We start from the raw sequence: 12,597 nt of genomic DNA on the forward strand, positions 1-12,597 counted from the left end.
ATGAGTTTTCATAAACATTTACAAAAACAAATTAATAAATATTTAGACCCAGAAATCATTACAGACGAACGGTTTAAAAAATTTATCAACGCAGTTAATGATTCTTATTTGTCTTACGAAAGAGACAGAGAGTTGATGAGTCATGCCTTTATCGAAAGCGAAAAAGAATTTGTAGAAGTAAATGAAAACTTAAAAAAAGAATATGATTTAAAGGAAAAATCTATAGCAAACTTGTTTGAAAGTATTAGCAAGTTTAATAATGAATTTGAAGCCATTCCTACAAATGATAAAAAAGATTTGTTATTTGTTTCCAATTATCTAAAAGAACAAATATCCAAACGAAAAGAAGTTGCAACAACCTTGTTGCGAACAATTGAATTATTAAAAAAATTGTTTGCCAATTTACAATCGGGTATTTTAGTAGAAGACGAAGATGGCAAAATATTGTTTTGTAACGATTTATTTTGCGAAATTTTTGAAAAATCTGTTAAAGCTGATGATTTAGTAGGTAAATATTGTGATGATTTTAGAGAAAAAGCAGTTTTTAAAGATTTTGAAAGTTTTGAAATCCGAACAAAAGAAATTGTTAGTAAACGAGAAATTGTAACTAACGAATTATTGCAAACGGTTGATGGTCGCTATTTTGAAAGAGATTTTATACCCGTATTCATCAAAAATGTTTACAAAGGTCATTTGTGGAAATATACAGATGTTTCTAAGCGAATGCTAACAAAAAACTTATTAGAACAAAGCGAAGAACGGAATAGATTGATAATGAATTCTGCTTTGAATGCCATTATTACAATTGATTCTTTGGGCAATATTACATTTTGGAACGACCAAGCCGAAAAAATATTTGGCTGGCACCGAGAGGAAGTTTTAGGCAAAAAATTGTCTGAAACAATCATTCCACAAGTGCATAAAGCCAGCCACAACCATGGTATAGACCGATTTTTATTAACGGGTAAAACCACTGTTTTAAACAAACAAATGGAGCTATCTGCTGTGAATAAAAACAATCAAGAGTTTCCTATAGAAATTTCAATTATACCTGTAATTCAAAACGGAGAAACCTTTTTCTGTTCATTTATTCAAGATATTTCTGTAAGAAAAAAAGCAGAGCAAAAATTAAAATATCAAGAAGAAAAGTATCGAAATATTATTGCCAACATGAATTTGGGGCTTTTAGAGGTAGATGTAGAGGAAAATATTGTGTTTACGAATCAAAGTTTTTGCGACATTTCAGGTTTTGATTATCATGAACTTATTGGCAAAAGACCCTCAGATTTGTTTAGTTTGAAAGAAAACGAAGCCTTGATAGAAGAGAAAAAAGACCTTCGAACAAAAGGAGTTTCGGATATTTATAGAATTCCTATTATTAATAAAAATGGGGAACAACGCTGGTGGGCCATAAGTGGTGCTCCAAATTTTGATGACAAAGGCAACTTAATAGGATCTATTGGAATCCATTTGGATATTACCGATCAAAAACAATTGGAAATAGATTTAGAAGCCCAAAAAACAAAAGCAGAGGAAGCCTCAAAAGCAAAAGAAGCTTTTTTAGCCAATATGAGTCACGAAATCCGAACGCCTTTGAATGCGATCATAGGATTTTTAAGAGAATTGAAAAAACAAGAGTTGAACGATTTTCAAAGAAAACATGTAGAAAATAGTACCGTGGCTTCCAAACATTTGTTGGCCATTATCAATAATATTTTGGATATTTCCAAAATAGAAGCAGGTGAAATGTCATTGGAAGAGGTAGATTTTAGCATTGAAAATACTCTTCATAAAGTTGTAACAGTACTCTTGCCAAAAGCCGAAGAAAAAGGTTTGATTTTAGAAGCCAATATATCAAAATCAGTATTTAAAGTTTTTAAAGGCGATGCACTAAGAATAGAACAAGTGTTGTTTAATTTGGTAGGAAATTCATTAAAATTTACCAAAAAAGGCAGCATCAACCTAACGTGCAAATTGTTAGAAAACCATCCCGATAAACAAAAAATAGAAATTGCCGTTGCCGATACAGGAATTGGTATGGACAAAAAGTATATTGACTCTATTTTTAAGAAATTTTCGCAAGAAGATAAAGAAGTTACACGAAAATTTGGAGGAACAGGACTAGGAATGTCCATCAGCAAAGAGCTTGTTCAGCTCATGAAAGGCCACATTAATATTGAAAGCGAAAAAGAAATTGGTACTATTGTTCGGATAGTTTTTGAATTTCCAAAAGGTGATGTGAATAAACTATTGGAAGCCAAAACAGAACAAATTGAAATTAATTTAGACGGTGTTTCAATACTTTTAGTAGAAGACAATGAAATGAACAGGATGGTGGCTCAAAATAGTTTGCAATATTTTAAATGTGATGTTACAGAAGCCGTAAACGGGCTTCAAGCTATTGAAATGTTGAAGAAAAAATCATTTGATATTATATTGATGGATATTCAAATGCCCGAATTAGACGGGATTGAGGCAACCAAAATCATTCGAAATGAATTGCACCTAAACACACCAATCATTGCACTTTCGGCCAATGCATTTAAAACTGAAATTGAAAAATGTAAAAATGCTGGGATGACAGACTATATTTCTAAACCTTTTGAAGAACATGTTTTGTACGAAATAGTATCAAAATATGCAGCTAAAAAAAGAGTTGTCCACGACACACCAAAAGAAGTCATAATGCCGCTCCAACTGTCTAGCCAAAAGGTGTATAACTTGAGTGCCATCGAAAAAATGAGCCGTGGCAATCAAGATTTTGTTCTAAAAATGATCAAATTGTTTATAGAACAATCCAAAATTACCATTCAAAAAATAAGACAAGCAATTGAACAAGATGATTTTGAAGAAGTAAGCCGATTGATTCACAAAATTAAGCCAAGCATCGAAGGATTAGGTATTTTAAGTATTTTAGATAAAGTAAAATTACTCGAAAAAATAGCCCTCGAATCAACAGATAAAGTGCTTATTAGTGCACTATTTGACGAAATACAAATAGTTTTAGAAAAAGCAGCAGTCGAATTATACGAAAACGAAGTAAATAAATAATAAACCAATTAAATTGTATAAAAATATGGAAAATCCAAATGACAACCAATTCAAATTTTTTATTGTAGATGATGATGTTTTTTGTGCGAGTATGCATGAACAATATTTGCGTAACTTAAATTATGAAGACATTACTTATTATGATAATGGTAATGATTGTTTGAACAATTTAGATAAAAATCCCGACATCATTTTTTTAGATCATAATATGGATGGTATGACAGGATTTGATGTGTTGAAAAAAATCAAACGAACAAACCCAAATATCTTTGTAGTGATGGTTTCTGGTCAGGATAATATCAAAACAGCAGTAGATGCCTTAAAATATGGTGCTTTTGATTATGTAATAAAAGATACAAATGTTAGCGATAAAATGGCTATTATTATCGACAAAATAATAAAGGTAAAGGAAGAATTAAGAAAGAAAAATCCTTCTTTATTTCAAAGAATTATTTCAAATTTTTAATAAATAAATAAAAAATGAGAAAATTTTTTCTTGTTACGTCCTTATCCATTTTGCTTTTTGCATGTAAAACACAAAATTTACTAGAGTCTAAAACAAAAAAGTCTGCTGCAGAACAAAAGCAAGATGCAAAAGACTTTGCCTATAATCCAAAATACGAATACAAAATACGAGTAGATGATAAAATATCTATCTCGGTTTGGGGCGAAGACGAGTTTAGTGTAGGATCCTTATACGGTATATACAATTCAAACGAAGTGTATGGCAAATGGCTCATGGTAGATCATAATGGAAATATAGAATTGCCCAAACTAGGCACAACAAATGTTTTAGGCAAAACAATTCCTGTTTTAAAAACAGAAATTAAAGATAAATTAAAAAAATTTTTAGTAAATCCAATTGTCGATGTCAAGGTTTTGAACAAAGAAATCACCATTTTAGGAGAAGTAAGAAATCCTAATGTTGTACAAATAGACAAAGACCACGTGAATTTGTTAGAAATGATCAGTAAAACAGGAGGTTTTGAATTTTATGCTAATTTAACTAAAATAAAAATTTTAAGACAAGAGGGTGAAAATGTTAAAATAACCAATATTGATTTGACAAAAGACGGAGATATTTTGAATAAAAATATACAATTATTGCCAGGCGATATAGTGATAGTTCCTTCCAAAAAATTCAAAGAATTTGACAAAAGAATTTCAACTATCGTACCGTTTACAACCACCGTTACTGCAGCGGCTGTAATTTTAGGTTTTTTCAAATAATATTCAACTATGAACGAAAATTTAAGGCTTTTAAAACCGTTATTTCGAGGCTCGCCAATTGTTATTTTGGTGATGGTTTTGGCTGTATTTTCGGCAAAAAAATATTTGAATTATGTAACTCCAATGTACGAAAGTACAGCAAAAATTAAATTGGCCGACGTACACGAGGGCATTTCAAATGCCAACTTGTATAAAGATTTGGATTTGTTTGCTTCGACTAACAAAATAGCCTCTGAAATAGAAGTGTTGAAATCGTCGAGTTTATTAAAAAAAGTTTTAGACAAGCTCCCTTTTAAGGTCGAAATATTTAGAAAAGGAGCTTTTAGATTGGAAGAATTATATAATAAATCTCCAATTTTAATAGAAGGAACATTTGGTTCAGACAAAGCTTATGATAAAAGATACTCTTTGGATGTTGTTTCGGACAAAGAATTTATTTACAAAGAAAAAGAAGCCTCTAAAAGTTTCAAAGGCCAATTTGGAAGACCTTTTACCATCAATGAGGCTACATTTTTAATTACTTTGAATCAGGATTACTTAGAAACTAAGAGGAATACTAAAATTATTGATCGATATGAGTTTGAATTTTTGAGCGATCAAAAATTGATGGACAAAATAGAAACAAATTTAGATATTGTACCAGTTGACAAAGATGTTCCAGTTATTCGGATTAATTTTAAAAGTAATATCCCCGAAAAAGCCGCAATTTTTGTGAACACCCTTGCAGAAAGTTATATTCAGGATTATATTGAAAACAAATTTAATGCAGCAAATATTACAGTTGAGTTTTTGAAAAGCGAAATTACGGAGTCGAACAAACGATTGAAAGAATCTGAAGATAATATACAAAAGTTTAGAGACGATAATAATATCATAAATTTTACTCAGGAAAATGAAACTAATTTAAGAAAAATATCTCAATTAAAAATACAACAAACCAACTTGAGGATGAGTTTGGATGCCATTAAACAGTTGAATACTTATATAGACAAAGGAAAATTTAATTATTTAGAATTAGCTCCCAACTTTGAAGCTTTTACAGATTTGTTATCTACAGAAATGGTAAAAGCCATGAAAAAACTACAAGCCGATAAAAAAGATTTATTATTAACCTACACTCCAGAAAATGAAAAAGTAAAAATTGTAGATCAAAAAATGCAGGATTTAATTGATTATCAAATAGAAAGTATTAAAAATACCGAAAGAAATTTGCAAATCAAATACAACGAATTAACGCAAGATATAGAAGAGGCTCAAAAAGTATTTGTAGGAATACCTGAAAAAGAAAAAATGTTGGCCATTTTAAATCGAGAATTTAATTTATATGAAAACAACTATAATTTTTTAAATGGAAAGCGAATTGATGCAGAAATTGCAAAATCAGCCAAAATAGCTTTTCACAAAATAATCACTTTTGGATCGGTTTCTAAAACGCCCATTTCGCCCATTAGAATCATTATCATCATTGTAGCGGCCATAATGGGAATGTTTGGCTCTATCGTATTGATTTATTTGGTACATTTTGCCAAAGCCAAAGTTAATGATGAATATACGATTGAAAAAAATGGAACAATCCCAATAGCACTTTCAACGCCATATATTAAAAACAGGACCAATCTGAAAGAAAATTTCTTGAAAGAAGCCATGAAATTGGAATTGAAAGAAATGATTAAACCTAGAAATATTCTTACTTTTACTTCCTTTGATAAAGTCTCTCATCATGAATTTCATGCCATCAACATGGCAAAGGCTTTCATGCAACAAGGAAGAAAGGTGTTATTGGTTGATGTAACTGGCCATTTGAAATCTTTTTTTGATGACGAAAATTATGTGGATTTTTCGGATAAAAAATATTTGTCCTATACAAAAAATCATTTTCAAGCTATTATCGATCTTAAAATGTCTGATTATGATTTGTGCATTGTTCATAATCAAGCTATTGTATCGGAAAAATTAGCCTTAATGTTTATGAGCTTGGCAAACCACAATCTATTTGTAGTAGATAGCAGGAAAACACCCGAAAAAAGAATAGTTTTAATAGAATTATTAAGAGATGAGTACACATTGCCAAATCTTTGGTTTGTATTGAATAAAGCAGGTTATAACCCCAATGTTGTGATAGAAGTTAAAGATTTAATTATAAAATTTATAAATATAAACTTGTTAAAAAAACATCTAAAATAATGGATAAATTAAAAACCTATTTGTTATCGGATACGTTTTTGGTTTTTTCAGACCAAGCCATTTTTAGCGGAACAAATTTTGTTTTAACATTATTGTTTGCACAAAAATTGTCTATTGCAGCTTTTGGATTATTTTCATCAATAGTTTTGTTAGGCTATTTATCGATGAGTGTAACAAATGCTTTGGTTATTCAACCTTTTCAAGTACATATTTCAAAAGAATTTCACAAAAAACAATATTACATTTGGATGTTATGTTTTTTGATTGCATTATTAATTGTTATTATAAATATAGGTTTTGTATTGCAATTTGTTTTCAAAAAACAAATTTTAATCCAAAGCATCATTTGGCCGTCGGTAGTTTATATCATAGGATTGTTATTTCAAGATTTTTTCAGAAAATTATTATTAGGTATCAGGCAATTAAAAGAAAATTTACTTATAGATGTATTTTTTTTAATTTTGGTTGCTGCTTATTTTGTAATAAATATGCAATCATTGAATTTGAAAATGATTTTATTCACCATCGGAATTGCAAATGTATTGTCTTCGTTACCTGGAATTATATTTATTTGCACCAATTATGAGTTCCCAAATCAATGGAAACGCTTCAATAATCTGCATTTTCATCAAGGAAAGTGGTTGCTTATGGTAGCCGTTCTTCAGTGGTTGTCAAGCAATTTTTTTGTTCTAGTTTCGGGCATTTATCTGGGTATCGAATCGTTAGGTGCATTAAGATTGGTCCAATCTTTTTTTGGACTTTTAAATATTGCTTTACAAACAGTAGAAAATTTTTATCTACCAAAAGTAGCACATTTATACCAGCAAAACAGACAAAAAGCTACTTTTTTTCTTAAACAAAAAACGGCTTATGCGGGTATATTTTTTGCCATTATTTTGACCGTCTTAATTGTTTTTGCCTCAAAAATCATCACCTTAGCAGGTGGCGTAGCATATCAACAATATGCTTATGTGGTTCAAATTATGGCAATTTTATACGTATTTATTTTTATAAGTTACCCAGTTCGAATTGCAGTGAGAGTGTTAGTTTTAAACAAAATATTTTTTATAGGATATGTGTTGTCTTTTGTGTCTTCGTTATTATTTTTTCATTTTTTGTTGAAAAATTACCTACTATACGGAGCTGTTATTGGACTGATAATCAATCAAATAGTAATGATATTGTATTGGCAATCTCAGTTAATCAAACATCAATTTAAGTTATGGAAATAATACATATAGTTTTGGGCAAAGCCAATCCAGAACGGATGAATGGTGTCAATAAAGTGGTTTTTCAATTAGTAAGTAAACAGGTTGAGTATGGAATGCAAGCTTCGGTTTGGGGATTAGCCAATAACAACCATATCAATTATGCAGATCGATTGTTTGACACCCGCATTTTTTTAAAAAAGAAAAATCCATTTGCTATTTCAAAACAATTGAAAAAAGCTTTGATTAGTAAAAAAAATCAAGCAATTTTTCATATACACGGTGGATGGATTCCAGTATTTTATGCCATTGCTACTGTTTTGCACGAGCATAAAATTGATTTTGTTTTTACACCACATGGTGCTTACAATACCATTGCAATGGAGCGAAGTAATATTATGAAAAAAGTATATTTTAATTTGTTTGAAAAAAAATTATTACAATATACAAGAAAAATACATTGCATAGGTGAAAGCGAGGTTTTAGGAATAAATTCAATATTACCTACAAATAAAACAGTTTTACTGCCTTATGGTTTTGAATTTGACCATAATATACCCGTAAATCCTTTTAAAAATGACATTTTTACTTTGGGGTTTATAGGACGTTTAGATATTTATACAAAAGGTTTGGATACTTTACTAATTGCATTTGAAAAATTTTTAACCGTTTGTCCCAATGCAAAATTGTGGATAGTAGGTGATAGTGAAGAAAGACCAAAACTCGAAAATGACATTTTTAAACTGAACTTGTCGCAAAATGTAACACTTTTTGGAAGTTTGTTTGGCACAGAAAAAGAGGCCGTTTTAAAGCAAATGGATGTTTTTGTACATCCTTCTCGAAACGAAGGGTTGCCTATGTCGGTAATTGAAGCAGCGGCAATTGGAAAAGTTGTTATTGTAACAAAAGCTACTAATATTGCAAATTTAGTATCAGATTTTAATGCAGGATTTACAATTGACAATCAAAGTGAGGAGCAATTGTATGATACGTTTTGTAATGTTTATAAAATTTGGAAGCAACCAACATTAACATTTTTTCAAATGCAACAAAATGCAAAAAAAATGGTAGCAGAAACTTTTAATTGGGATAAAATTTTATCTGATTTTAATGAAAAATTATATTTGTTAAAATGAAAGTAAATGCTATAAATCATGAGCCATTTTTAAAATATATGAATAATTATCTATTCATAATATTGTTCTTGATGGTAGGTTGTTTTTTTACTTGGAGCGAAAATGTTAATATTACACGTGCCATAAAAGTTGTGGGTAGGATGGGAGTAATGATTTCTTCTATTGTGGCCTATAAAAAAATAGTGGCCTATGGAGCTGTAAATACCTTGGAGCACAAAAATATTTACGCTCCACTTTTTTATATATTTTTTTTATTTGAAGGATTAATCTCCTTTTCATGGAGTACCAATCCTGGATTTAGTGCTTTGCAATGGTTTATGACTTTTCAAAGTTTTGTTTTTGCTTATTATTTTATAAAAAGTTTAAAACTATTAGATGTTTTTTTTGAAGGACATCAAATAAGGTTGTATCATTTGTTAGGAAACACGGTTTTTGGATTGCAATTGATTTTTGTGATTGGCATGTGGGTCGATCCTGTTACGTTTTTTCGACTTACAAACGGTGGTGAAGAAGCCCGACTGGGTGGCATCATTATGAATCCGAATGAATTAGGGATGTTAGCTGGTGTAGGGATTGCTTGTTTAATATTTGATTTATATAGAAAACAAAGCAAAACTTGGACAATAATTAAAATTTTAGTCATTTTTTATGCCCTGTTTTATACAGGTTCTCGATCTTCATTGATAGGGGCTTTATTGATTATTTTTTTTCACATCAATCAAACAGAAAGACAAGGACTAAAGTTGGCCATTGTGGGGGGTGTTTTGATGGTTTTACCATTTGCTGTAAATGAAATTATTTTGAAGGGTGGCGACAAAGAAAGGTTAGAAGAAATTTTAACTTTGACAGGAAGATTGCCTTTTTGGCAGGCCTTAATAACAGAAGGATTGCCTCGTGAGCCACTTTTTGGTTTTGGATTTATGAGAATTGATTACAAAGAATTTTTTCAAAGTGTTCATACTTATCCAGGAAAAATGACTCATAATACATTTATGCAAGTACTGATGAGTTTAGGTTTTATTGGGTTAGTAATAGTAATATTTCAGTTATATTTTACTATTTCAGCATTTTTTAAAGAAAATAGCGAAACAAAATTAATGCTTATTGGTATAATGATACCTATTGTTATCAATTCGTTTACAGAATTTGGCATTTTTGGAGAGAGTAATTATGGCATTTTGTTTTATCAACTAGTGATTTTTTCGGTTTCATTTCGAAACCATAATTTAATAACATCATTTCAAAGGCTTCACCTAAAAAAACGAAGACCCGATATTGATATTGAAAAGATGTTTAAAAAAAATTCAACTTAATTGATTTTAATTATCAATACATCGCATGAAGTTTTCTTATTATATTTTATCATAGATCAAAAATAATAAGATTAATAATTTTAAAATATAAAAAAATGAAAATTATTTTTAAAAAATTGGGTTATCATGTCTTTAGTAAACGCAGCAAAAAATCAGATATTGCTGTAAGAATATTGTATATTAATAATCCAAATGGCACACCTAGATGGATTTGGAATGCCAATTGTAGTACCCCTTTATTCTTAAAATTTTATAACGTAGGGAGCAAAAGGGCTCAGTTTATTGCAGAATTCATAAGGACCATTTTTTATTTAAAATTACAGCGATTTATTTTTAAATCGAAAGAATATTATTTTGATGCACAATCCCCAATGATCGATTGTACTAAATCGTGGGCACTTTTTACAGGCACTGTAGGCCCAAATAATAAGGCCATATTATATTTGGATCAGCTTTTTTATAAAGTAGCTACTACAGAATCTGCTACACAATTAATTATAAATGAAGCTAAAATTCTGAATAAAATCCAAAATAATACTAGTTTGTTTTACACTCCAAATGTTGTAGATAAAAGTACAGATGTTATTTGTTTGTCAGATATTTCATCAAACGATGTTCGGAGTACAAACTTTGGTTCTACTCATCTTTTTGCTTTAGCCGAAATGAATTTGATGGACAACAAAATCATCAAAACAGAATATTTATACGTTTTTAATACCTTAAAATCAAAATTTCTGCAAATTGATGACAGCAGGATTCCAAAAAATTTATTAAGAAAATTGAAATCGATTATAGAGGATATCAAACCCGAAGAAACCCTTTCTATATCATTGGCTCATGGTGATTTTACGCAGTGGAATATGTTTGAAGGCAAAAATAAATTGGCATTATACGATTGGGAACTGGCAAACTCAGACATGCCCATAGGATTTGATTATTTTCATTACCATTTTCAACAAGGAATTTTAATGGAACGCAAAACATGGAATGAAATTTATAACGATATTCTTAAAAATTGTAAAAATGATTTTGGGAAACAACTATTCAATGACGATTTTAATACATTACATTCGTATTTAAAATGGTATTTATTAATTAATTGTATGAATTATCTTGTTATATATTCGCAACAACTCAAATGGCACCCACAAATTGATTGGTTGTTAAAAATTTGGGACGAGGCTCTGAATATATTTATGACCAAGAAAAATACTTTAAGAGAATTACTTATCATGGATTTCTTTGATTTTTTGCAAAAAGAAGAGTATGCCACCTTGAAATTTGACTATGCTTATCCAGAAAAATTGGATGTAAATTCGGATATAGATATTATTATAAAGGAGGAATTGAATGAAAAACTAACAAATTTTTTTAAAAATCATTCATTAGTTTATAAATTTTCTGAAAATAAAAGATCTTTTATGAATACCATCCAGCTATTTATGGAAGATGGTAGTATGCTTTCAATTGATGCCATTTGGAAAATGAAGCGAAAAAATATAGAATATTTGAATGTCAAACAATTATTGAGAAATAGTTATATCAATGAATATGCTGTAAAAATGGCTTCAGAAAAAGATACAGCAAGATATATTGCCCTATTTTATACATTGAATCATGCAGCTATACCAGATAAATTTTCAAAAGTAATATCTATTACTAGAAATTCTACTCATCCATTGGATTTAACTATAAATAAATATTTAAAAAACACAAAAGAAAATAGAAACATATTATTGAATTATGTTCGGTTGGATATAAAAAATAAATTTCCGTTTAATATTGTTAATACAATAAATTACTACATAGATACACTAATTAATATTATTAATAATAGAGGATTTTTGATAACTTTTAGTGGGGTAGATGGAGCCGGAAAAACGACGGTTATTGACAAAATAAAATACAGTGTTGAAAAACAACTTCGTAAAAAAGTAATCGTTTTAAGGCACAGACCTTCTGTTTTGCCTATATTAAGTGTTTGGACTAAAGGAAAAGAGCAAGCACACCTAGACACTATCCAAAATCTACCAAGACAAGGGAAAAATGTTAGTTTTATGTCTTCCCTTTTTAGGTTTATGTATTATTATATGGATTATGTTTTCGGGCAATTTTTTATCTATTTTAAGTATATTTTAAAAGGTTATGTAGTAATTTATGATAGATATTATTTCGATTTCATCAACGATAGTAAAAGAAGTAATATTGTTTTACCAAAAAGTATTACACTATTGGGTTATGCTTTTGTATTGAAACCAAAATTTAATTTCTTTCTTTATGCTGATGCACAAGTAATTTTAAGTAGAAAGAAAGAATTAGATGCTAAAACAATAACAGAATTGACATTTGAATACACTAAATTATTTGATAGATTGCAAGAAAGTTCAGATAAAAATATTTATATGCCCATAAATAATGTCGATTTAGATGAAACTTTAAACAGAATTATGAAAACTGTAATTTTAAAATCATAAT

At 29.4% G+C, this 12,597-nt stretch carries 8 protein-coding genes; all 8 read left to right on the forward strand.

All coding sequences use genetic code 11. From position 1 onward, the window contains the following. The 8 genes from B0A58_RS06160 (at position 1) to B0A58_RS06195 (ending at position 12,596) form a co-directional block, all read left to right on the forward strand. The gene (locus tag B0A58_RS06160) at positions 1-3,051 is read left to right on the forward strand and encodes a PAS domain S-box protein (RefSeq protein WP_089080311.1); all 3,051 of its coding nucleotides are present in this window, start codon (positions 1-3) and stop codon (positions 3,049-3,051) included. Positions 3,052-3,076: 25 nt separating this feature from the next. Further along, on the forward strand, positions 3,077-3,517 hold the full coding sequence (locus B0A58_RS06165) for a response regulator (protein ID WP_014084742.1): 441 nt from the start codon (positions 3,077-3,079) through the stop codon (positions 3,515-3,517). A 14-nt stretch (positions 3,518-3,531) separates the two neighbouring features. Continuing rightward, positions 3,532-4,281 carry a polysaccharide biosynthesis/export family protein gene (locus B0A58_RS06170; protein ID WP_089080312.1) on the forward strand — a complete coding sequence of 250 codons (750 nt, stop codon included), beginning with the start codon at positions 3,532-3,534 and terminating at the stop codon, positions 4,279-4,281. A gap of 9 nt (positions 4,282-4,290) precedes the next feature. Continuing rightward, on the forward strand, positions 4,291-6,465 hold the full coding sequence (locus B0A58_RS06175; RefSeq protein WP_089080313.1) for an exopolysaccharide transport family protein: 2,175 nt from the start codon (positions 4,291-4,293) through the stop codon (positions 6,463-6,465). Then, positions 6,465-7,697, forward strand: a complete 1,233-nt coding sequence (locus B0A58_RS06180) for a lipopolysaccharide biosynthesis protein (RefSeq protein ID WP_089080314.1) — start codon at positions 6,465-6,467, stop codon at positions 7,695-7,697. The genes B0A58_RS06175 and B0A58_RS06180 overlap by 1 nt, the downstream gene beginning before the upstream one ends. After that, the gene (locus B0A58_RS06185) at positions 7,688-8,809 is read left to right on the forward strand and encodes a glycosyltransferase family 4 protein (RefSeq protein WP_089080315.1); all 1,122 of its coding nucleotides are present in this window, start codon (positions 7,688-7,690) and stop codon (positions 8,807-8,809) included. Before B0A58_RS06180 ends, B0A58_RS06185 begins: the two co-directional genes overlap by 10 nt. A 38-nt stretch (positions 8,810-8,847) precedes the next feature. Then, positions 8,848-10,122, forward strand: a complete 1,275-nt coding sequence (locus B0A58_RS06190) for an O-antigen ligase family protein (RefSeq protein ID WP_243389453.1) — start codon at positions 8,848-8,850, stop codon at positions 10,120-10,122. Between the two features lie 95 nt (positions 10,123-10,217). Next, the gene (locus tag B0A58_RS06195) at positions 10,218-12,596 is read left to right on the forward strand and encodes a nucleoside/nucleotide kinase family protein (RefSeq protein WP_089080317.1); all 2,379 of its coding nucleotides are present in this window, start codon (positions 10,218-10,220) and stop codon (positions 12,594-12,596) included. Position 12,597 lies beyond the last annotated feature (1 nt).

Source organism: Flavobacterium branchiophilum NBRC 15030 = ATCC 35035 (assembly GCF_002217205.1).
GTDB lineage: Bacteria > Bacteroidota > Bacteroidia > Flavobacteriales > Flavobacteriaceae > Flavobacterium > Flavobacterium branchiophilum.

Excerpts from the sequence above, each read along its gene's own strand:
- B0A58_RS06160 (WP_089080311.1), top strand. The coding sequence starts at position 1 with ATGAGTTTTCATAAACATTTACAAAAACAAATTAATAAATATTTAGAC.
- B0A58_RS06180 (WP_089080314.1), top strand. The coding sequence starts at position 6,465 with ATGGATAAATTAAAAACCTATTTGTTATCGGATACGTTTTTGGTTTTT.
- B0A58_RS06190 (WP_243389453.1), top strand. The coding sequence starts at position 8,848 with ATGAATAATTATCTATTCATAATATTGTTCTTGATGGTAGGTTGTTTT.
- B0A58_RS06185 (WP_089080315.1), top strand. The coding sequence starts at position 7,688 with ATGGAAATAATACATATAGTTTTGGGCAAAGCCAATCCAGAACGGATG.
- B0A58_RS06195 (WP_089080317.1), top strand. The coding sequence starts at position 10,218 with ATGAAAATTATTTTTAAAAAATTGGGTTATCATGTCTTTAGTAAACGC.
- B0A58_RS06170 (WP_089080312.1), top strand. The coding sequence starts at position 3,532 with ATGAGAAAATTTTTTCTTGTTACGTCCTTATCCATTTTGCTTTTTGCA.
- B0A58_RS06175 (WP_089080313.1), top strand. The coding sequence starts at position 4,291 with ATGAACGAAAATTTAAGGCTTTTAAAACCGTTATTTCGAGGCTCGCCA.
- B0A58_RS06165 (WP_014084742.1), top strand. The coding sequence starts at position 3,077 with ATGGAAAATCCAAATGACAACCAATTCAAATTTTTTATTGTAGATGAT.